Raw genomic sequence first — 21,384 nt, forward strand, 5'->3', positions numbered from 1 at the left:
AGGGATTTTACAGGTCCCCGTTACGCCCTCTCACCCCACCAGCCAAAGAAGCAGCAAACCGCCCACGATGCTGCAAAGGCCGAAGAAGCGCAGCTGCCCGTCACGCAGTTGCAGCAGCTGCGAGAAGCCGCGCCGCCAGCTGCCCGGCGACAGCAAAGGCAGGAGCCCCTCGATCACCAGCACCAGCGCCAGCGCACTCCAGAAGACATCGCTGGCCATGCGCTGCCCTGCCTGGTTGTCCGTCCGCCGGATCAGCGACGAGGCGCAGCGGCGCCCGGGCTTTGCATGGCGCGGAAGAAGTCGCTGCCCGTGGGGTCGACCACCAGCACGTCGCCCTTCTTGTTGAAGCTCTGCTTGTAGGCCTCGAGGCTGCGGTAGAACTGCGCGAACTGCGCATCGCGGCCAAAGGCTTCGGCGTAGACGGACGCGGCCTGCGCATCGCCCTGGCCCTTGATGGCCTGGGCATCGCGGTAGGCGTTGGCCACGATCACTTCGCGCTGGCGGTCGGCGTCGGCACGGATCTTCTCGCCTTCGGCATAGCCGGTGGAGCGCAGCTCGTTGGCCACGCGCTTGCGCTCGGCTTCCATGCGGCGATAGACCGACTCGGTGATGGCTTCCACGTAGTCAACACGGGTGATGCGCACGTCGACCACGTCGATGCCCCAGGGCTTGCTGCCCTTGACCACCGCCAGCACCTCGCGCTGCACGTCGGCCATCAGGGCCTCGCGGCGCACCGAGATCAGGTCGCGCACGGTGCGCTTGTTGATGTTCTCCTGGAAGGCGTTGCGCACCACGCGGTTGAGCTGGTTGGCGCCCGCGTTCTCGTCCAGGCCGACGTTGCGGATGTACTCGGACGGGTTGATGATGCGCCAGCGCACGTACCAGTCGATGACCACGCGCTGCTTCTCGGCGGTGAGCATCGGCTCGGTGTCGAGGCTGGCCATGGTCAGGAGGCGCTTGTCGATGTACGACACGTTCTGGAACGGCGGCGGCAGCTTGAAGTTGAGGCCCGGCTCGGTGATGACTTCCTTGATCTGCCCCAGCGCGTAGACCACGCCGAACTGGCGCTGGTCGACCACGAAGAGGGTCGAGCTCAGCACCATGAGCGCGATCAGGAAGGAGGTGGCGATGAATCCGATTCTGTTCATGTCAGTCTTTTTCTTGTCGCTGCTGCTTCAACGCACGTCCCGATCGCGCGAACGGCCGTCGCGCGCACGCGACTCGCCACCGCCGGGCGCCACCAGCGAGGACTGGGGCGGCGCCGTGCCTGCCACGCTGGGCGGCGGCGCGTCGGCCGGCGCGCCGGCGCTGGCCTGGCCGGTCTGCTGCATCAGCTTGTCCAGCGGTAGGTACAGCAGGTTGGAGCCCTGCTTGGAATCGACCAGCACCTTGGTGGTGTTGCTGTAGACCTGCTGCATGGCGTCCACGTACATGCGGTCGCGCGTGACCTGCGGCGCCTTCTGGTACTCCGCCAGCACCTGGGCAAAGCGCTGTCCGTCACCCTGCGCCTGCGCCACGACGCGGGCCTTGTAGGCTTCCGATTCTTCCTTCAAGCGCGATGCGGTACCGGTGGCGCGCGGCACCACGTCGTTGGCATAGGCTTGCGCCTCGTTCTTGGCGCGCTCGCGTTCCTGGCCGGCCTTGAGCACGTCGTCGAAGGCGGCCTGTACCTGTTCGGGCGGACGCACGCCGCCTTGCTGCAGGTTGATGCCCACCACTTCGACGCCGACCTTGTAGCGGTCCAGGATGGTCTGCATCAGGGCGCGCACGCGCGGAGCGATCTGGTCGCGCTCCTCGGCCAGCGCCGCATCCATCTTCATCTTGCCGACCACTTCGCGCACGGCGGTCTCGGCCACCTGCACCACCGTTTCGGCCGGCGCCTTGCTCTCGTAGAGGTAGGCGCGGGCGTCGCTCAGCCGGTACTGCACGGCGAACTTGATCTCGACGATGTTCTCGTCCTCGGTCAGCATGGCCGATTCGCGCAGGCCGGTGGTGCGCACGATGGAATCGCGCCCGACGTCGACCGAGCGGATCTGCGTCACCACCACCAGCTCGTGGCGCTGGATCGGGTACGGCAGGCGCCAGTTGAAGCCGGCGCCCACGGTGGTCTTGTAGCGGCCGAACTGGGTGATGACGGCCTGCTGCCCTTCCTGCACGATGAAGAAGCCCGTGCCCAGCCAGATCAGCAGGGCCACCACGGCCACCAGGCCCAGGCCAAAGCCGGCGTTCTTCATGTCGGGCTTGAAGTTGCCATTGCCGCCGTTGCCGCCCGAGGGGGGCTGATTGCCGCCGCGCCCGCCGAACAGGCCACCCAGCTTGCGGTTGAAGTCGCGCCACAGCTCGTCCAGGTCGGGCGGTCCCTGGTTCGGACCATTGCCACGCGGCCGCTCCGGCGGCGCGGGCGGACGGCCCGGCGGTTCGGCATCGGGCCGGTTGGCAGGACGATCGCCCTCGGGCGAGTTGTCGTCACCGCGGCCCCAGCGGCCGTCGTTCAGATTGAACATGCCGTGAAACCGTCTCCACAGTGGCTTTGCAATCATTCGCTTTCTTTTCTTCTCTTGGAATTCAGTGGCGCAGATTGTGCCAATCAATGGACGGCGCCATGCAAAGGCGCAGCGTCGGCAAGGGGCATCGCCTCGTTGTCGGCCTGGGCGCGCTGGCTCAGCTCTTCGCGCAGCGCCGGCAGGCCTTCGCCGCTTCGAGCGCTCAGGAAGATGCGTTCGACCTGGGCGCCGTCGACCTCGATGCTGTCCGCCAGGCGCAGGGGACGCTGCTCGGGCTGCAGGACGTCCAGCTTGTTGAACACCAGCAACTGCGGAATGCCGTCGGCGCCGATCTCGCGCAGCACGTTCTGCACCTCGGCCATCTGCTCGGGATGGTGCGGGTTGGAGGCGTCCACCACATGCAGCAGCAGGTCGGCATCCACCGCCTCCTGCAGGGTGGCCTTGAAGGCGTCGACCAGGCCGTGCGGCAGCTCGCGGATGAAGCCCACCGTGTCGGAGATCGAGGCCTGCCCGGCGCCCTCGCCCAGGTAGAGGTGGCGGGTGGTGGTGTCCAGCGTGGCAAAGAGCTGGTCAGCGGCATAGGCGCGCGCCTTCACCATCGCGTTGAACAGCGAGGACTTGCCGGCGTTGGTGTAGCCCACCAGCGAAATGTTGAAGGTGTCGCGCCGCTCGCGCCGGCGCCGCTGGGTGCCGCGCTGGCGCTGCACCTTGGCCAGGCGCTCGCGGGTGCGCTTGATGGCTTCGCCGATCATCCGGCGGTCCAGCTCGATCTGGGTTTCACCAGGGCCGCCCCGGGTGCCGATGCCGCCACGCTGGCGCTCCAGGTGGGACCAGCGGCGTACCAGCCGGGTGCTCAGGTATTGCAGGCGCGCCAGTTCGACCTGCAGCTTGCCCTCGTGGCTGCGCGCACGCTGCGCGAAGATCTCCAGGATGAGGAAGGTGCGGTCGTAGACGGCGATGCCGATGGCACGCTCGAGGTTGCGCTGCTGGGCCGGGCTGAGCGCCTGGTCGAAGATGACTTCGCTGGCGCGATGCAGCTCGGCCAGTTCGCGGATCTCGTCGGCCTTGCCGCTGCCCACGAAGAGCGCAGCGTCGGGCGCCTTGCGCTTGCAGCTCAGGCGGGCAACGGGCGTCAGGCCGCCGGTTTGGGCGAGCAAGCCCAGTTCTTCGAGCTCGTTGTCGAAATGCGGAAGTCCAAAGTCGACGCCGACGAGGACGGCGGCGCCTTCTTGGCGGGGGATGTGTTCAGACAAGCGGGGTAAGACCGTTCAAAAAAACGCGGCAGCTTGAAAAGCCGCCGCGCCGTGCCGGTCAGGCGGCCGCGTCGTCGCTCTCGTTGGCCGAGAAGTTGACCGCGCGTCCGGGCACGATGGTGGAAATGGCGTGCTTGTACACCATCTGGGTCACCGTGTTGCGCAGGAGGACCACGTACTGGTCGAAGGATTCGATCTGCCCCTGCAGTTTGATGCCGTTGACCAGGTAGATCGACACCGGCACGTGTTCACGGCGCAGGGTGTTCAGGAATGGGTCTTGCAGAAGCTGCCCTTTGTTGCTCACGATATTCTCCGTGTTCAAAAAGTTGTTGTTGGATCGAGAACCTTAACACAGGGTTTCCGCGGTGCAGCAGGCCGGCCCAATGGCCCTGAAAAAATAAAGTCACTCGGCAAACGGAACCTTCCGCCCGCCGCGCGCTCGCTCTGGCCGCCCCTACTCGTCCTTGTCCGCAAACGGATTTTGGGAGGTCTTGAACTCGATGCGCAAGGGCGTTCCCACCAGGTCGAATTCCTTGCGGAAACGCCCCTCCAGGAAGCGCCGGTAGGCATCGGTGACGTGCTCCAGCGAGTTGCCGTGGACCACGATCACCGGCGGGTTCATCCCGCCCTGGTGCGCATAGCGCATCTTGGGGCGGAACATGCCGCTCTTCTTGGGCGCCTGGAACTGCACCGCCTCGTGCAGCAGGCGGGTCAGCACCGGCGTCGACATCTTGCGGGTGGCCGCCTTGTGGGCCTGCGCAATGGCCTGCCACAGCGGGCCCAGGCCCTGGCGCTTGATGGCCGAGATGAAGTGCATCGAGGCGAACTTCAGGAAGGCCAGCCGGGTCTCGATCTGCCGGTGCAGCTGCTCGCGCTGGTAGCTGTCGATCGCGTCCCACTTGTTGATGGCGAGCACCACCGCACGGCCGCTTTCCAGGATGTAGCCGGCGATGTGGGCGTCCTGGTCGGTCACGCCCTGGGTGGCGTCGAGCAGCAGCAGCACCACGTTGGCCGATTCGATGGCCTGCAGAGTCTTGACTACCGAGAACTTCTCGATCGCCTCGAAGACCTTGCCCTTGCGGCGCAGGCCGGCCGTGTCGATCAGCTCGAAGCGCTGGCCGTTGCGCTCGAAGGGCACCATGATGGCGTCGCGGGTGGTGCCCGCCTGGTCGAAGGCCACCAGGCGTTCTTCGCCCAGCCAGGTGTTGATCAGGGTCGACTTGCCGACGTTGGGGCGACCGGCCACCGCCAGGCGGATCGGCTTGTTGTTGCCTTCGTCGTCCTCTTCGTCCTCGTCCGGCTCGGGCAGGTTCAGCGCCTCGAGCGCCAGGTCGACCAGGCCGCGCACGCCCTGGCCATGGGCGGCGGAGACGGCATGCACCTCGCCAAAGCCGAGCTCGTAGAAGTCGACCAGCTTGGCGCTGCTGGCCATGCCCTCGGCCTTGTTGGCCGCCAGCAGGCAGGGCTTGCCCAGCCGGCGCAGCTCGTTGGCAATGTCGTGGTCCTGGGCCGACAGGCCGTCGCGGGCGTCGACCACGAAGATCACCACGTCGGCCTCGGCCACGGCCTGCCGGGTCTGCTTGGCCATCTCCTTGAAGATGCCGCTGCCGGCGTCGGGCTCGAAGCCGCCGGTGTCGATCACGATGTACTCGTGCTTGCCGGCCTTGCCGTTGCCGTAGTGGCGGTCGCGGGTGAGGCCCGCATAGTCGGACACGATCGCATCACGGCTTTGCGTGAGGCGGTTGAACAGCGTCGATTTGCCCACATTGGGCCGCCCGACCAGCGCGATGACTGGTTTCATGCGCAATCTCTTTCTAGTTGTGGGGTCGGGCGCGCAGCATCACTCGGGACGGTAGCCAAACACGCCGCCCTTTCGGGTGACGACCACCACCGTGTTGGCTGCCAACACCGGATCGGCCGCGATGGGCGAGCCATCGGGCGAGACGCGGTTGATGGGCGATCCGTCTTCGCGGTTGAGGAACAGCAGCTGGCCGGTTCCCTCGCCGATGATCAGCGTACGGCCGACGGCCAGCGGCGCCGTCAGGCTGCGGTACTTGTAGGTATCGACGCTCCACAGGCGCTCGCCGTCGGTGCGGCGCCAGGCAGTGACGACACCATTGGACTCGGTGCCGTACAGGGCGCGATCGTCGCCGGCGAGCCCGTCGGAGCCCTGGGCCGGCTTGTTCCACAGCAAGGCGCCGCGGGTGGCGTCCACGCAGCCGATGCTGGCGAAATAGGCGCGCGCGCACAGGTTGTTGTCGACTCGGCTGACGGTGCCGGTCAGGTCGACCAGGCGCTCCACGTCGTTGGTGCCGCGCGGCGCCGCAATGGGCGATTCCCAGCGCGAAGCGCCGTTGGCCGGGTTCATGCCGACCAGCCGGCCACCCACCCCTGCAACCAGGGTGTCGCCCACCGCCAGCATGACGCCGGGCCGCTTGAGCACCAGGTTGTCGGCAGTGCGGGTCTGCGTCCACAGGCGCCGGCCGCTCTGGCCGTCCCAGGCGGTGGTGTTGCGGTCGGCCGTCTGCACGAAGACGCGGCGGCCGGCCACCAGCGGCGGGGTGTAGGTCTCGGCCGAGAGCTTCTGCTTCCACAGCACCTTGCCGCCCTGCAGGGCCACCAGGTTGTTTTCGTTAGTCACCACGGCCGCCACGGTGCCGTCGCTGCCGACGCCGGCCACCAGCGGTGCACCCGCCTTGGCGCGCCACATCTCGGTGCCATTGCGCGCGTCGATGGCCACCACGGTGCCGTCGGCACCTGCCACCGTGACCACGTCGCCCGAGACATTGGCCACCAGCGAGAAGCTGGTGGTCGTGGGAATCTGCACCGACCAGGCCTGGCGCACGCCCAGCACCTCGGCCTTGGGCGGCAACTCCGCCGGCTTGGGCTTGCTCGTGCCCTGGCAGGCGGCCAGGACGGCGATCGACAGCACGGCGGCCGCGCCTCGCAGAAGGCGCGTGCCGCAAGGCACGGAACGCTGGAAGTTCATGTTGCGGATCACTCGGCTTATTTGGCGGATGCCGCGGCGGTCTTGAGCGTCTGCGGATCGACGCCGACGGCGTTCAGCTTGACCTCCACCAGGCGGCGGTATTCGGAACCGGCGTCGAAGGCGCTCCAGGCCTGCTGGTAGGCAGCCTTGGCCTCGTCGCGCTTGCCCTGGGCCAGGTAGATGTCGCCCTTGCGGTCGGCCACCAGGGCCTCGAATTCCTTGGGCACGGGGGCGGCCAGCTGCTTGAGGGCATCGTCGTAGGACTTGCTGTCCATCAGCTCGCCCGCCAATCGCAGCCGGGCGATGGCCTGATAGCCCGGATCCGCGGCCTTTTCAGCCACCCAAGTCAGTGCGGCGCGGGATGCGTCGGCGTTGCCCTTGTCGTGCAGGGTCTTGGCGGCCAAAAGGCCTGCCTGCTGCGCATAGGCGGTGCTGCCGAACTTGTCCTTCATGTCGGCCAGGGCGCGCTCGACGCGGGCCGTGTCGCCGGCTTCTGCGCCGCGCTGCAGTTCGTCATACAGGGCAGCGGCGGCGGTGGCCTTGTTGCGCTGGTAGTACTGCCAGCCGTTCCAGCCCGCGAAGGCCAGGGCCGCGAGCACCACCACCGTGGTGATCAGGGTGCCGTAGGTGTTCCAGAAATGCTTCAGCTGGTCGAGCTGTTCCTGTTCTTCGAGATCGAGATGGGTAGCCATGCGCTGTCAGTCCTTGGGAGCGGGGGATTGTAGGTGGCTCGCCAGGGCGGCAAGTTCCGCAAGCGGCCGGGCGATTTGCTCGCCCTTGCCGTCGCGCAATGATTTGAGGCCGACTTCGCCGCGTGCCAGCTCATCCGCGCCGAACACCAGGGCAAAGGCGGCGCCGCTGGCGTCGGCCTTCTTGAACTGCGACTTGAAGCTGCCCAGGCCATCGGGCCCAGAAGCGTGCATCTGCACCCGCACGCCCAGCTCGCGCAGCTGCTGCAGGGTGCGCAGGGCCAGCGGCATGGCGGCGGCATCGGGCACCACGGCATAGGCGTGGGGCGCCGGCACGGGCACCTCGGCGCCCTGCTCTTTCAGGAGTTCGAGCACGCGCTCCACCCCCAGTGCCCAGCCGACGGCCGGCGCCGGCTTGCCGCCGATCTGCACGATCAGGTCGTCGTAGCGACCGCCGGCGCACACCGTGCCCTGCGAACCCAGGCGGTCGGTGACGAACTCGAACACCGTCAGGTTGTAGTAGTCCAGCCCGCGCACCAGGCGCGGGTTGATGCTGTAGGCGACGCCATTGGCATCCAGGATGGCCTTCAGGCCGTCGAAGTGCGCCAGCGATTCCGCGCCCAGGAAGTCCAGCAGGCGCGGCGCCGACTCCACCACCTCCAGCATGGCCGGGTTCTTGGTGTCGAGAACGCGCAGCGGGTTGCTGTGCAGGCGGCGGCGACCGTCCTCGTCGAGCTTGTCGGCGTGTTTTTCGAAATGGGCAATCAGCTGGGCGCGGTGCTGGGCGCGCTCGGCCGGCTGGCCCAGGCTGTTGAGCTCGAGCCGCACGTCCGTGAGGCCGATCGCCTTCCACAGCGAGGCCGCCAGCAGGATCACCTCGGCATCCGTCTCGGGGCCGGCAAAGCCCAGTGCCTCGACGCCGACCTGGTGGAACTGGCGGTAGCGCCCGCGCTGCGGCTTCTCCCGGCGGAACATCGGGCCCATGTAGAACAGGCGCTTGCCGCCGTCATACAAGAGGTTGTTCTCGATCACCGCGCGTACCACGGCGGCCGTGCCTTCCGGGCGCATGGTCAGATGCTCGGCCTGGCCGTGCTTGTCGGAGCGGTCCTCGAAGGAATACATCTCCTTCTCGACGATGTCGGTCACCTCGCCGATGCCGCGCACGAAGAGCTGCGTGTGCTCCAGGATCGGCGTGCGGATGTTGCGAAAGGCGTAGCGCGCCATCAGCTCGCGCACGATCGATTCGAGCCATTCCCAGCGCGCCGATTCCGGCGGCAGGATGTCGTTCATGCCCTTGACGGCCGACAGCTTCTCGAACTTGGGCGAGGAAGGCCTGGGCTGCTTCGAAGGAAAAACGGGCGCCTGCGCGCCCGGAGCTTGGTTCTGGGACATTCTTTTGGATCAGGCCGTTTCCACGGCCTCGGTCTTGTTGCCGAAGCGCTGTTCGACATAGCGCTCGACGAGCGCATGGAATTCGTTGGCGATGTTCTCGCCGCGCAGGGTCAGCGCCTTCTCGCCGTCGATGAATACCGGGGCGGCCGGCGCCTCGCCGGTGCCCGGCAGACTGATGCCGATGTCGGCGTGCTTGCTTTCGCCGGGGCCGTTGACGATGCAGCCCATCACGGCCACCTTCATGGCCTCGACGCCGGGGTACTTCTGGCGCCAGACCGGCATCTGCATGCGCAGGTAGTCGTCGATCTGCTTGGCCAGTTCCTGGAAGGTGGTGCTGGTGGTGCGCCCGCAGCCGGGGCAGGCGGTGACGCTGGGCACGAACACACGCAGGCCCAGGGCCTGCAGGATCTCGGCGGCGATCACCACCTCTTGCGTGCGCGACTCGCCCGGCTGCGGTGTGAGCGAGACGCGGATGGTGTCGCCGATGCCCTCTTGCAAGAGGATCGACAGCGCCGTGGCCGAAGCAACGGTGCCCTTGGTGCCCATGCCGGCTTCGGTCAGGCCCAGGTGCAGCGGGTAGTCGCAGCGGCGCGCCAGCTCGCGGTAGACCGAGATCAGGTCCTGCACGCCGCTCACCTTGCAGCTCAGGATGATCTGGTCGCCATTCATGCCCATCGATTCGGCGAGCTTGGCCGACTCGATGGCGGAGGTGATCAGCGCCTCGTACATGACCTGCTTGGCGTCCCAGGGCTCGCCGCGGCGGCTGTTGGCATCCATCAGGCTGGCCAGCAGCTCCTGGTCGAGGCTGCCCCAGTTGACGCCGATGCGCACGGGCTTGTTCCAGCGCACGGCGGCCTCGATCATCTGGCCGAACTGCTTGTCCTTCTTGTCGCCCTTGCCCACGTTGCCTGGGTTGATGCGGTACTTGGACAGTGCCTGTGCACAGGCCGGGTCGTCGGTCAGCAGCCGATGCCCGTTGTAGTGGAAGTCGCCGATCAGCGGCACGTCGACACCCATGCGGTCGAGCTGCTCGCGGATGTAGGGCACCTGCCGCGCGGCCTCGGGCGTGTTGACGGTGATGCGCACCATCTCGGACCCGGCCGCGGCCAGTTCCTTCACCTGGATGGCGGTGCCGATGGCATCCACCGTGTCGGTGTTGGTCATGGACTGGATGCGCACCGGCGCGTCGCCGCCCACGGTCACGATGCGCGGTCCCCAGGCCACCTGCGCCTGACGCGAGCGGCGCGGACGCGGCGCTGCCGCCTCGATGGGCAGGCAGATGCTCGGTTTCAGGCTGTCTTGCGTCATGGCTTGACCTCGAAGCGTGCCACGCTGCCGCCGCGCGTGAGCGGCGCCAGGTCGAAAGCCTTGCCGCGCACCTGCACATCGACGCCGGAGGCGCGGCCGACCACCACCGACAGCGGCGCTTTGCCGTCCAGTGCCACCGTCTCGCCGGCTGGCACGGTGCGGTGCACCAGCTGCTTGCCGCCGGCCTCGGTCACCGAGATCCAGGATTCGTCGCGTACCTTGAAGACGATCAACTGGCCGGCACTGGGCGTTGCCGCGCCAGGCGCAGCGGATGCGGGCGTCGCGGCCTCGGGCGCCGTGCTGGCGGCCGGCGCGATCGCCACTGGCGCAGCGGGCGCCATCGGCGTCTGGGCCTGCACCGGTTCGGCAACCGTGGCGGGTGCGCTATCGACTGCGCCGGCGGCCGCGGGCGCATCCGCCTGCGGCTTGGCCGCGCCTTCGGTGTCGCGCGCCACAACGCGATCGACCGAAGCCGACAGCTGGTCCAGCCAGCTTTGCGGCAGCCAGACCAAGGCCGCGGCGCCGGCCAGCAGCAGGCCCACCACGATCAGCAGCGGCCGGGATCCCAGAGCGCTATTGGAAGTGCGTTGAATGTCGGTATGGAAGCCCTGGCTCATGGCCGGCTGCGTATGCAGGGCAGCGCTGCGCGCGTCCGGCAGCTTGGCCAGCACCGGCCTGGGGTCGACGCGCAGCGCGCGGCACATGCTGGCGGCCAGAGCGCGGGCAAAGACGGGGTCAGGCAAGGCGTCGATGTCGTCGGCCTCCAGCGCCTCGATCTTCTGCAGCGGCACCTTCAGCGCCGCGGCGACCACGGCCACGTCAAGGCCGTGCGCCTCGCGCGCCTGGCGCAGCATGTCGCCCGCGCTCTGGTGGGTGCTGTCCCCGCTGACCAGCGGCACCGCCGCCGACGCGCCAAATTCGCTCGCCCGCTCAATCATTGAAATTTCCGCGCTCGTAGGCCAGGGCTTCCTTCGATTGGGGGAAGCGACGCTGCAGCTGCCCGCCCAACGAGGTGACGGCATCGCGATTGTTGAGCTGGCGCTCCACCTTCACCCCCAGCCAAAGCGTTTCGGCATTGGCGGCCTGCGTGTTGTTGACGCGGCGGATGTAGAACTGGGCCCGGGTCCACTCCTGGCGCTGCGACAACAAAAGGGCCAGGTTGTAGCCGGTGATCGGGTTGGCGGCATCCAGCTCGTAGGCCTGGGTCAGGCTGCGCTCGGCCTCGGCCTTCTGGCCGGCCTGCATCTGGCACACGCCCTGGGTCATGAGGGTCTTGGCGCGGTCGCCATAGCCAGGCGCCTCGAGCGCACGGCCGAACTGCTGCACCGCATCGGCGTAGCGCTTCTGCTGGCACAGCAGCCAGCCATAGTTGTGCATGGCGTTGGCGTCGCGCGGGTTCAGCGAAATGGCACGCCGGAAGCTGTCCTCGGCCAGGCCGGGATCGTCCAGGCGCATGTAGACCAGGCCGCGCAGGTTGTAGGCATCCGAGAAGTTGGGGTCGGCCGACAGGGCCTGCTTGATCTCATCGAGCGCCACCGTGGTCTTGCCCTGCTCGAAGTAGCCCATGGCCAGCTCGAGGCGAAGGCGCGCGCGCTTGCGGCCAGGGGTTTCGTCCGAGTCGGTGATGATTTCCGATTCCGTCCGCGCGGCAGGGGCACTGGAGCCGAGGCTCTTGTTGCCGGCACAGGCTGCCAGCATCACGCCGGCGATCGCTGTCAAAAGCAGGCGGCACGCGGCATGGCGTGAAATCGGAAGGGCAAAGCTCATCGGATCAGCGCTCCTGGGGGTCGGAAAGGGAACCGGCCTTCTTGCGGGCCGGATGCATGACGATGGGGCGCAAGGCGGCATCGGCCACCACGCGGCGCTGCGCCATCCGCTCAGCGGCGCGGGTGCGGTCCTTCACGTCGCCAGCCAGTTGGCCGCAGGCGGCGTCGATGTCGTCGCCGCGGGTCTTGCGCACCGTGGTGATCACGCCGGCGTCGGCCAGCACCTTGGCAAAGGCCGCCACGCGCGGCTGCGGCGAGCGCAGCAGGCCGGAGGCCGGGAAGGGGTTGAAGGGAATCAGGTTGAACTTGCAGGACACGCCCTGCCCTGCGTGCTTCTTCACCAGCGCCACCAGTTGCCGGGCGTGCTCGGGCGTGTCGTTCACGCCGTCGAGCATGCAGTACTCGAAGGTGATGAAGTCGCGCGGCGCATGGGCCAGGTAGCGCTTGCAGGCGTCCAGCAGCTCGGCGATGGGGTACTTGCGGTTGAGCGGCACCAGGTCGTCGCGCAACGGATCGTTGGGCGCATGCAGCGACACCGCCAATGCCACCGGGCAATCGGCGCCCAGGCGGTCCATCATCGGCACCACGCCGGAGGTGGATACGGTCACGCGGCGGCGCGAGAGGCCGTAGGCGTTGTCGTCCAGGAAGGTGCGCAGCGCCGGCACCAGCGCCGAATAGTTCTGCAGCGGCTCGCCCATGCCCATCATCACCACGTTGGAGATGACGCGTTCGTCGCGTTTCAGGTGCTTGCGCAGGAAATGTTCGGCAAACCAGAGCTGGGCAACGATCTCGCCGGTGGAGAGGTTGCGGCTGAAGCCCTGGTGGCCGGTGGAGCAGAAGCGGCAGCCCACGGCGCAGCCGGCCTGCGAAGACACGCACAAGGTGCCGCGGTCATCCTCGGGGATGAACACCGCCTCGACGGCGTTGCCGTCGCCCACGTCGAACAGCCACTTGATGGTGCCGTCGGCGGATTCGTTCTGGGTGAGTACCGGCAGCGCCTCGACGTGCGCCGCGGTGGCGAGCTTCTCGCGCAGGGACTTCGCCAGGTCGGTCATGCGGGTGAAGTCGCTCTCCCCGCGCTGGTGGACCCAGCGGAAGAGTTGCGTCGCGCGAAAGCGCTTTTCACCGAGCCGTTCGCAGAACGCGGCCAACCCCTCCAGATCGAAATCGAGCAGGTTGGCCGTCGTCATTGCGTCAGGGGCGGGCGAGGCTCAACGTGCGTAGACGTTGTGGCCCGCAAAGAAGAAACCGATTTCGACGGCGGCCGTTTCCGCGGCGTCCGAGCCGTGCACGGCATTGGCGTCGATGCTGTCGGCGAAGTCGGCGCGGATGGTGCCGGCCGCTGCCTTCTTGGGGTCGGTGGCGCCCATCAGGTCGCGATTCTTGGCGATGGCGTTCTCGCCTTCCAGCGCTTGCACGAACACCGGACCGGAGATCATGAAGTCGACCAGATCCTTGAAGAAAGGACGCTCCTTGTGCACGGCGTAGAACTGCTCGGCTTCGGCGCGCGACAGGTGGATCAGCTTGGCGGCAACGATCTTCAGACCGGCAGCTTCGAAGCGGGAAACGATCTTGCCGATGACGTTCTTGGCGACGGCGTCGGGCTTGATGATGGAGAGGGTGCGTTCGATAGCCATTTGGAAATGCTTCCTGAGCGTTGATTTTGGAGATATTTCGTCAAGACGGGCGCCTGCGGCAGTCCCGCCTTGACAAAGCCTTTTATTTTAACCGGGCCGCGCCCCCGCCCAGAGGACAGGGGCGAAGTGCAGGGGTATTTGTTGTGCGCGCCGGCTTCAGCGGCCGCGGCGCCGGCCGCCTTGGCCACCACCGCCGGAACCACCGCCGCTGCGGCGTGCACCGCCGCCGCCGCCGCCGCCACCACCACTACCGCCACCGCCACCACCGCGCCCTTCGCGGCGCTGCCGCGAGAAGCTGTCGGCGCCGATGTAGCCCAGCGAGGTCTTCATCGGATCGGGCTGGGCGCCGCCCTGCGGGCGATCGCCGCGGTTGCCACCGCCCTCGCCGCCCCCGCTGCTGTTGCCGCGCCGCTGGCCGGCGTCGGGGTTGTTGCCGCCCGGGCCGCGATTGCGGCCGCCGCGGCCGCGCTGCCCCTCGCCACCGCCCATCGGGTTGGGCATGGGCGCGCCGCCCTCGGCGCGCTGGCCGTTGTTGCCGCCGCCCTGGCCGCCGCGGCGGCGCTTGTTGTTGTTGCGCTTGCCGCGACCGCCATCCTGCTCGCCGCCGCGCTGATGCTGCTGCTGCTGCGGACGCTCGGCCATGCCCCCGACGGCCTGGGTCAGGGCGCGGATGTCGCGCTCGTCCAGCTCCATCCAGGCACCGCGCTTGAGGCCGCGCGGCAGCACCATGGCGCCATAGCGGATGCGGATCAGCCGGCTGACGGCATGGCCCACCGCCTCGCACATGCGCCGCACCTCGCGGTTGCGCCCTTCCGAGATGGTGACGCGGTACCAGCAGTTGGAGCCTTCGCCGCCGCCTTCTTCGATGCTGCCGAAGCGGGCCATGCCGTCTTCCAGCCGCACGCCTTCCAGCAACTGCTTCTTTTCCTCGTTGCTCAGGGCGCCGAGCACGCGCACGGCGTATTCGCGCTCCAGGCCAAAGCGCGGATGCATCAGCTTGTTGGCCAGCTCGCCCGAACTGGTGAACAGCAGCAGGCCTTCGGTGTTCAGGTCGAGCCGTCCCACCGACTGCCACTTGCCTTGCTGCAGGCGCGGGAGCTTGCGAAACACCGTGGGCCGGTTCTGCGGATCGTCGTGGGTGACGACTTCGCCAGCCGGCTTGTGATAGGCGATCACGCGCGCCGCCGGCGGCGCGATGCGGTAGCGGATCGGCTTGCCGTTGATCTTGACCTGGTCGCCGTACTGGATGCGCTGGCCGATGTGGGCCGGCTCGTTGTTGACCGAAATGCGCCCCTGCAGGATGAGCTGCTCCATCTCCAGGCGCGAGCCCAGGCCGGCCTGGGCCAGCACCTTGTGCAGCTTGGGCGAATCGGCCTCCGGCAGCAGCACGCGCTTGAGCGGCGCGACCTCGGGGCTGTCCTCGTCGGCGTCGAACTGGCCCGACACCACGTCGGAAAAACGGATCGGCTCGGTCGGCGGCGCGTTGCGGGCTTCGCGATCGGCGGCGCGGCGAGCGCGGTCCAGGTCGTCCTCTTCCTCGTCCAGATCGTCTTCGTCCACCTCGTCGTCTTCGTCGTCGTGCTGCGCCACGGGCGGCGCCGTCACCGGCACGGGCAATGGCGCGCCGGCCTGGGGCGGCACCGGCCGATCGGCTTCCTCCGGCGCATCGGCGCCTTCCTTGGCATCAGCGGCCTCTTGCGCATCGGCGGACGGCGTTGCCTCGGCGTCGACCGGCTTGGGCTTGCGCGGGCGCGGGCGGCGCTTGGGCGCGGCGCCCTGCTCGCCTTGCACGGCAGGCGCGGCGGGTGCGCCGCTCGAATCCTCTGCGCCCTTGGGCTCGAGGGTCGGCATGGGAACGACGGGATCTTCAGGGGTCATGATGGAATTCCGGAGGGCGCAATGCCCGGTGTGTCGTCGTCTTCTTCTTGCTCGTCCGCGCGCTCGGCCAAGGCCGGGTCGTTCGAGGCAGGGTCGTTCGAGGCCACGGCGTCGGTGGGCAGGTCGGTTGCAGGGGCTTCTTCTTCAGCGGGGGGCACTGCCGCATCGGGCGCCGCTTCCTCGATCGGCAGCGTGCCCTGCTTGACCGCGGCATCCGCCGCGCCGGCCAGGGCGTCGACAAAGGCGCCCTGCTGCGCCGGCGATTCGATCAGCGGCAACTGGTCGAGCGACTCCAGGCCCAGGTCGTCGAGAAACTGCTTGGTGGTGGCGTAGAGGGCCGGCCGCCCCACCGTCTCGCGATGCCCGATCACCTCGACCCAGCTGCGGTCTTCGAGCTGCTTGAGGATCTGCGAGTTGATGGTGACGCCGCGAATGTCTTCCATGTCGCCGCGCGTCACCGGCTGGCGGTAGGCAATGATGGCCAGGGTCTCGAGCGCGGCGCGGGTGTAGCGCGGCGGCTTCTCGGGGTGCATCCGGTCCAGGTGGTCGCGCATGTCCGGACGGCTCTGGAAGCGCCAGCCGCTGGCCACGTTGACCAGTTCCAGCCCGCGCTGCGTCCATTCGTCCTGCAGTTCGCTCAGCAAGGTCTTGATGGTGTCGGCGCCAAGCTCATCGTCAAACAGCACGCGCAGCTCGCGCACCGGCAGCGGCTGGGCCGAACAGATCAAGGCGGTTTCGAGAATGCGCTTGGCATCCGCGGTATTCATGGTTCGCGTGATCCGGAATAAGCGCCGGGAGGCGCGTTCAGATTTGGAAGGTCGAGGAAGGCGTTGCCGGCACCTGGGCAGGAGCAACGCGGGGCCGGCTTGCAAGGACCGGCGAGGCCCAGCGGGCCATCACGCGCGATTGTAGTCCAGGCCCCAGGCGCGCAAGCCCGCCACCAGATCGGCCGGCGGCGGCGAGACGAGGGCCAGCGGCTCGCCGGTCATCGGATGGGCAAAGGCCAGGCGGAAGGCATGCAGCGCCTGGCGGCTCAGCTCGGCCGAGGCCGCGCCGCCGTACAGCGCGTCGCCCACCAGCGGATGGCCGATGGACGCCATGTGCACGCGGATCTGGTGCGTGCGCCCGGTCTCCAGGGTGCAACGCACCACGCAGCCTTCGTCACTGCTGTCCAGGCGCTCGACCAAGGTGCGCGCCGGCTTGCCCGCATGGCGAGCCAGGTCGACCACCGCCATGCGCAGCCGGTTGCGCGGATCGCGCCCGATCGGCGCATCCACATGGCGCGCGCCGGCGCCCTGCCAGGCCCGGTGCGCCAGCGCCAGGTACTGGCGGGTGACTTCGCGCGCGCCGATCATCGTCACCAGCGCGTCCATGGCGGCGCGCGTGCGCGCCACCACCATCAGGCCGCTGGTGTCCCGGTCGAGCCGGTGCACGATGCCGGCACGGGGCAGATGGGCGGCCTGCGGATCGAGCGCCAAGAGGCCATTGAGCAGCGTACCGCTCCAGTGGCCCGGCGCCGGATGGACCACCAGGCCGACCGGCTTGTCGATCACGCGCAGATGCGCATCCTCGTGCACCACGCGCAAGGCCATGGGCTCGGGCTTGAAGGCCTGGCTTTGCGGCGTCGGCCGCAACTCGATCTGCCCGGTCTCGCCCGCCTGCACGCTGGCCGAAGGCTTGGTCAGCACGCGTCCTTTCAGCTGCACGGCGCCGGCCTCGATCAGCTGGCGCAGGTAGTTGCGCGAGAACTCGGGAATCAGTTCGGCCAGCGCGCGGTCCAGCCGGTCCTTGTGGTGCGCCACAGGAATGGTGAACTCGCGGATTTCGCTGGCCTGCTCGGGATCGCCCTGGGGCCATCCGTCTGCGCCTTCGTCCAAAGGGTCGGTCGATATAATTAAGGGCACCTGTTTCACGAAAGCTTCTAGTGATGTTTCGCACCAAATTATCGGCTGTCCCCCGCTGGATCGCGTTGGCCGCGACGGCGGCACTGATGGCCGGATGCGCGAGCGACAACGTCGACAAGACGGCCAACTGGAGCCCCAACCGCATTTACTCCGAAGCCAAGGACGAAGCGGATTCCGGCGCCTTCGACAAGGCCGTCCCCCTGTACGAGAAGCTCGAGGGCCGCGCCGCCGGCACGCCGCTGGCACAGCAGGCGCAGCTCGAGAAGGCCTATGCGCAGTACAAGGCTGGCGACCGGGCCGCCGCCGTCGCCACGCTCGACCGCTTCATGAAGCTGCACCCGGCCAGCCCGGCACTGGACTACGCGCTGTACATGCGCGGCATCATCAACTTCAACGACGACCTGGGCATGTTCTCGTCGTTCACCCGGCAAGACCTGTCGGAGCGCGACCAGAAGGCGGCCAAGGAATCCTTCGAGTCCTTCAAGGAGCTGGTGACGCGCTTTCCCGGCTCGCGCTACACGCCCGATGCGCGTGCGCGCATGAACTACATCGTCAATTCGCTGGCGCAGTACGAAGTGCATGTGGCGCGCTACTACTACTCGCGCGGCGCCTACCTGGCGGCCATCAACCGGGCACAGCTGGCGATCGCGGACTACCGTGAAGTGCCTGCCATCGAGGAAGCGCTCTACATCATGGTGCGTTCCTACGACGCCCTGGGCATGACGCAGCTGCGCGACGACGCCCAGCGCGTGCTCACCACCAACTATCCGCAAAGCAGCTATCTCACCCAGGGCTTCCGCGCCAAGGACGACCCTTGGTGGAAGCTCTGGTGATTACTGGGGCCTCCCGGCTTTTCACTTCGCTTCGCTGCGTGTAATTCGCCACCTCCCGAGGAGGGGACCTCATCTGCGGCCCGGCAAAGCCGGTTCCGCGGTGTGGGGCTGATACTGAAGCGAGATCTCAGCTCAGCAGGGTTGCCAGCGCGGCGTCGAAGTCGGCTTCGCTGTCGAGGCGGCGCATGCCGGGCACGGCGGACAGCAGGCGCTTGCCGTAGCCCATGGCGGTCAAGCGGGTGTCGCAGATTGCCAGCACGCCGCGGTCGCTCTCGCGCCGGATCAACCGCCCGGCGCCCTGCTTGAGGGCCACCGCCGCTTCCGGCAGAAAGTAGTCGTTGAAGGCGCTGCGGCCCTGCGATTCGAGCCGCTTGGAGCGCGCTTCGACCAGCGGGTCGTTGGGCGGAGGAAAGGGCAGCTTGTCGATCACCACCAGCTGCAAGGCCTCACCCGGCGCGTCGAAACCTTCCCAGAAGGACGCCGATGCCACCAGCACGCAACCCGGCCGGCCGTGCGCGCCGCCTTCGCGAAAGCGCTCCATCAGCACGCGCTTGGGCAACTCGCCCTGCACCAGCACTTCCAGCTGTTGCGCCGCATCTCCTTGCTCGAACTGGCGGCGCAGGTCGTCGCCGATGCTGCGCAAGGCCCGCAAGGTGGTGGTCAGCACCAGGGTGCGCCCGCCCAGCCGCGCGGCGCCGCGCCCCGCCAGCCGCGCCACCTGCGCGCTGTGCGCCGGGTCGCTGGGCTTGGGAAAGTTGCGCGGCACGTACAGGGCCGCCTGCTGCGGATAGTCGAAGGGGCTGGAGACGCGCAGCACATTGGCTGCTTCCAGCCCGCAAGGCTCGGTGAACCAGCGCAGCTGCGGCTCGTCGCCCAGGGTGGCGGAGGTGAAGATCCAGCTGCGGCCCTGCGCCTCGGGGTCTTCGGAATCCTCCTTGAGCATGCGGCTCTTCACGGCCTGTGCAATGTCCAGCGGCGACTCCACCAGCCGCAGCTGATTGCCCACGTCAACCCAGCGCACCGACCCGCCGGCGCAGGGCTGGGCAAAGCGCGCGCTGCGCCGCGCCAGCTCGGCGGCGCGCTCGTGCAGGCGCACGAAGTCGGGCGAGAGTTCAGTAACCATGTCCAGGCCTTCGGCGGCCTGCTCGAAGGCATCCTGCATCTCGTCGAGTGCGCCCTGCCAGAGCTGCTCGGGGATGCCTTCCGGCGCGGCCTCGGTCCAGCGCAGCTTGGTGCCGGCCCATTGCTTGCCGACCGCCAGGCGCAGCTCGCGCGCGGCGCGCTCGACGCGAGCCGCCAGTTGCTGCCAGTCGACCAGCCCGCGCGCATGCAAAAGGCCGGCGGCCAGCAGGTCGCGCGAGAAGTCCAGCGCCTGGGCGCTGCCCAGTTGCACGCCCAGGAACTGCACACCGGTCTCGTTGAGCTGATGCGCCTCGTCGAACACCACCACCCGCACCGAGGGCAGCAACTCGGCCATGCCGGATTCGCGCACCGCCAGGTCGGCAAAGAACAGGTGGTGATTCACCACCACCACGTCCGCCGCCAGCGCCTCGCGCCGCGCCAGGTTGACGTGGCAGGCGCGAAACTGCGGGCACTGCGCGCCCAGGCAGTTCTCCCGGGTGGAGGTGACCAGCGGAATCACCGGCGAGCGCTCGTCCAGGCCCGGCAGTTCCGCCAGATCGCCAGTCCGAGTGGCCTTGGACCATTGCTCGATCTTGGCCAGGGTGCGCTGCGAGGCCCGCTCGGGCGAGGCATCGCGCTGGGCCAGCTCCAGCCGGTGCAGGCACAGGTAGCTGGCACGGCCCTTGAGCAGGGCGCTGCGCACCGGCAGGCCCAGCGCCTCGATCAGGCGTGGCAGGTCGCGTCCGAAGAGCTGGTCCTGCAGTGTCTTGGTGGCAGTGGACAGCAGCACGCGCTCACCGCTCAGAAGGGCGGGCACCAGGTAGGAGAAGGTCTTGCCGACGCCGGTGCCGGCCTCCACCACCAGCGCGCCGCCCTCCTCGATCGCCTGCGCCACCGCCAGCGCCATGCGGGTCTGGCCCTCGCGCTCGAGGAATTGCTCGGCGGCTCGCGACAGTGCGCCTCCCTGCGCGAAAACCTCGCGCACCCGTTCTTCGAGTTGCATCATCAAGCGGGCTCTTGCGGGTCGAGTTCGCGCTCGAGCCGCGCGATCTGGTCGCGCAAAGCCAGGCGGCGCTTCTTCAGGCGCCGCAGCAGCAGCTCGTCGAGCGGAACGGCCTCGGCCAGGCGATCGATGGTGGCGTCCAGGTCCGCATGTTCCATGCGGAACTCGATCAGCTGGCGGGAAAGGGAGTGGAGATTGGAGTCCAAAGTTGCGCCGCGCGCACACTACGATGGGACGCGGACCCTGTTCGCTTGATAATAGTCCAATCACCCCCGAAGCAAGAAGGAAAGGCACTGCGCGCCACCGGCGCCCGCTGCACCGATGACACAAGGCTTTCGACTAGCTGCCGCCAGCGGGCTTCACCGCGGCGATCGACCCTACCAGCAGGACCAGGTCCTGATGCTTGGCCATCCCCGCATCCAGGGTTGCGTGATGGCCGTGGTGGCCGACGGCATGGGGGGGCGCAGCGGCGGCCGCAAGGCCTCCGACCAGGTGCTGATGACGGCGCGCCAGCTGTTCGCCAAGTACTCGCCCGACACCGACAGCGCCCCACTGCTGCTCAAGCAGCTGGTGGAAGACTCCCACACGGTGATCAAGCTCACGGCCCTGTCGGCCGAGCAGGAACCGCACAGCACGGTGGCGGCCTTCATCATGAATCCGCGTGGCGAATGCACGTGGATCCACGTGGGCGATTCGCGCATCTACCAGTTCCGCAAGGGCCGCCTGGTCAAGCGCACGCGCGACCACTCCTATGTGCAGGCCCTGCACGACCGCGGCGAGATCAACGAGGACGAGATGGAAGAGCATCCACAGTCCAACATCCTGCTCGGCTGCCTGGGCATGGCCAATCAGCCGCCGCCGATCGACACGCACGTCATTCCCGAACTGGGCCCGGGCGACGCGCTGCTGGCCTGCAGCGACGGCCTCTGGCACTACTTCACCCCGGAAGAGATGGGCGCGCTGATCGCCGAGAGAACACCGCGCGAATCGGTCGAACTCTTGATCGACGAGGCGCGTGTGCGCGCCCGTGGCACCGGCGACAACATCTCGCTGGCCATCCTCAAGCTCGAGCCGCTGCCAAAGGGCAGCGCGCCTGAGATTTGACT

21 protein-coding genes are annotated in these 21,384 nt (G+C 68.1%); 2 read left to right on the top strand and 19 right to left on the bottom strand.

Translation table 11 applies throughout. From position 1 onward, the window contains the following. Window positions 1-30: 30 nt before the first annotated feature. The 17 genes from ACIPRI_RS22920 to ACIPRI_RS23000 form a co-directional block, all read right to left on the bottom strand. Window positions 31-219, bottom strand: coding sequence for a DUF2065 domain-containing protein (locus ACIPRI_RS22920; protein ID WP_446623797.1), 189 nt, complete (start codon window positions 217-219; stop codon window positions 31-33). A 32-nt stretch (window positions 220-251) separates the two neighbouring features. Next, window positions 252-1,148, bottom strand: a complete 897-nt coding sequence (gene hflC, locus ACIPRI_RS22925; protein ID WP_446623798.1) for a protease modulator HflC — start codon at window positions 1,146-1,148, stop codon at window positions 252-254. Between the two features lie 27 nt (window positions 1,149-1,175). Beyond that, a complete protein-coding gene (hflK, locus tag ACIPRI_RS22930) occupies window positions 1,176-2,504 on the bottom strand; it encodes an FtsH protease activity modulator HflK (RefSeq protein WP_446623799.1) in 1,329 nt (442 codons plus the stop codon). A gap of 83 nt (window positions 2,505-2,587) precedes the next feature. After that, a complete protein-coding gene (gene hflX / locus ACIPRI_RS22935) occupies window positions 2,588-3,757 on the bottom strand; it encodes a GTPase HflX (RefSeq protein ID WP_446623800.1) in 1,170 nt (389 codons plus the stop codon). A 58-nt stretch (window positions 3,758-3,815) separates the two neighbouring features. Beyond that, window positions 3,816-4,061: an RNA chaperone Hfq gene (gene hfq / locus ACIPRI_RS22940; protein ID WP_093378535.1), complete on the bottom strand. Its 246-nt coding sequence runs from the start codon at window positions 4,059-4,061 to the stop codon at window positions 3,816-3,818. A gap of 150 nt (window positions 4,062-4,211) precedes the next feature. Then, on the bottom strand, window positions 4,212-5,558 hold the full coding sequence (gene der / locus ACIPRI_RS22945) for a ribosome biogenesis GTPase Der (RefSeq protein WP_446623801.1): 1,347 nt from the start codon (window positions 5,556-5,558) through the stop codon (window positions 4,212-4,214). Between the two features lie 39 nt (window positions 5,559-5,597). Next, window positions 5,598-6,746, bottom strand: a complete 1,149-nt coding sequence (bamB, locus tag ACIPRI_RS22950; RefSeq protein ID WP_446623802.1) for an outer membrane protein assembly factor BamB — start codon at window positions 6,744-6,746, stop codon at window positions 5,598-5,600. A 17-nt stretch (window positions 6,747-6,763) separates the two neighbouring features. Beyond that, window positions 6,764-7,438, bottom strand: a complete 675-nt coding sequence (locus ACIPRI_RS22955; protein WP_446623803.1) for a YfgM family protein — start codon at window positions 7,436-7,438, stop codon at window positions 6,764-6,766. A 6-nt stretch (window positions 7,439-7,444) separates the two neighbouring features. After that, the gene (gene hisS / locus ACIPRI_RS22960) at window positions 7,445-8,725 is read right to left on the bottom strand and encodes a histidine--tRNA ligase (RefSeq protein ID WP_446623859.1); all 1,281 of its coding nucleotides are present in this window, start codon (window positions 8,723-8,725) and stop codon (window positions 7,445-7,447) included. Window positions 8,726-8,836: 111 nt separating this feature from the next. After that, window positions 8,837-10,135 (bottom strand): flavodoxin-dependent (E)-4-hydroxy-3-methylbut-2-enyl-diphosphate synthase, encoded by a 1,299-nt coding sequence (ispG, locus tag ACIPRI_RS22965; protein ID WP_446623804.1) that lies wholly within the window; start codon window positions 10,133-10,135, stop codon window positions 8,837-8,839. After that, the gene (locus tag ACIPRI_RS22970; RefSeq protein ID WP_446623805.1) at window positions 10,132-11,073 is read right to left on the bottom strand and encodes a helix-turn-helix domain-containing protein; all 942 of its coding nucleotides are present in this window, start codon (window positions 11,071-11,073) and stop codon (window positions 10,132-10,134) included. The genes ispG and ACIPRI_RS22970 overlap by 4 nt, the downstream gene beginning before the upstream one ends. Then, complete coding sequence (gene pilW, locus ACIPRI_RS22975) at window positions 11,066-11,902, bottom strand: type IV pilus biogenesis/stability protein PilW (protein WP_446623806.1); 837 nt, start codon at window positions 11,900-11,902, stop codon at window positions 11,066-11,068. Before pilW ends, ACIPRI_RS22970 begins: the two co-directional genes overlap by 8 nt. Window positions 11,903-11,906: 4 nt before the next feature. Next, entirely contained in the window at window positions 11,907-13,091 is a 1,185-nt protein-coding gene (rlmN, locus tag ACIPRI_RS22980; RefSeq protein WP_446623807.1) for a 23S rRNA (adenine(2503)-C(2))-methyltransferase RlmN, read from the bottom strand. Window positions 13,092-13,112: 21 nt separating this feature from the next. Then, a complete protein-coding gene (ndk, locus tag ACIPRI_RS22985) occupies window positions 13,113-13,538 on the bottom strand; it encodes a nucleoside-diphosphate kinase (RefSeq protein ID WP_446623808.1) in 426 nt (141 codons plus the stop codon). A 156-nt stretch (window positions 13,539-13,694) separates the two neighbouring features. Further along, complete coding sequence (locus ACIPRI_RS22990; protein ID WP_446623809.1) at window positions 13,695-15,416, bottom strand: pseudouridine synthase; 1,722 nt, start codon at window positions 15,414-15,416, stop codon at window positions 13,695-13,697. Continuing rightward, entirely contained in the window at window positions 15,413-16,183 is a 771-nt protein-coding gene (gene scpB, locus ACIPRI_RS22995; protein ID WP_446623810.1) for an SMC-Scp complex subunit ScpB, read from the bottom strand. The genes ACIPRI_RS22990 and scpB overlap by 4 nt, the downstream gene beginning before the upstream one ends. A gap of 129 nt (window positions 16,184-16,312) precedes the next feature. Next, a complete protein-coding gene (locus tag ACIPRI_RS23000; protein ID WP_446623860.1) occupies window positions 16,313-17,320 on the bottom strand; it encodes an RluA family pseudouridine synthase in 1,008 nt (335 codons plus the stop codon). 23 nt (window positions 17,321-17,343) lie between these two features. Here ACIPRI_RS23000 and ACIPRI_RS23005 point away from each other — a divergent pair, with 23 nt between their 5' ends. After that, the gene (locus ACIPRI_RS23005) at window positions 17,344-18,153 is read left to right on the top strand and encodes an outer membrane protein assembly factor BamD (protein ID WP_446623811.1); all 810 of its coding nucleotides are present in this window, start codon (window positions 17,344-17,346) and stop codon (window positions 18,151-18,153) included. A 127-nt stretch (window positions 18,154-18,280) separates the two neighbouring features. Here ACIPRI_RS23005 and ACIPRI_RS23010 read toward each other — a convergent pair whose 3' ends face one another. Both ACIPRI_RS23010 and ACIPRI_RS23015 read right to left on the bottom strand, forming a co-directional pair. Next, complete coding sequence (locus ACIPRI_RS23010; RefSeq protein ID WP_446623861.1) at window positions 18,281-20,278, bottom strand: ATP-dependent DNA helicase; 1,998 nt, start codon at window positions 20,276-20,278, stop codon at window positions 18,281-18,283. Between the two features lie 2 nt (window positions 20,279-20,280). Next, window positions 20,281-20,484: a DUF465 domain-containing protein gene (locus tag ACIPRI_RS23015; protein WP_446623812.1), complete on the bottom strand. Its 204-nt coding sequence runs from the start codon at window positions 20,482-20,484 to the stop codon at window positions 20,281-20,283. Between the two features lie 115 nt (window positions 20,485-20,599). Here ACIPRI_RS23015 and ACIPRI_RS23020 point away from each other — a divergent pair, with 115 nt between their 5' ends. Beyond that, window positions 20,600-21,382 (top strand): PP2C family protein-serine/threonine phosphatase, encoded by a 783-nt coding sequence (locus tag ACIPRI_RS23020; protein ID WP_446623813.1) that lies wholly within the window; start codon window positions 20,600-20,602, stop codon window positions 21,380-21,382. Window positions 21,383-21,384: the final 2 nt, after the last annotated feature.

Source organism: Variovorax sp. LARHSF232 (assembly GCF_052871435.1).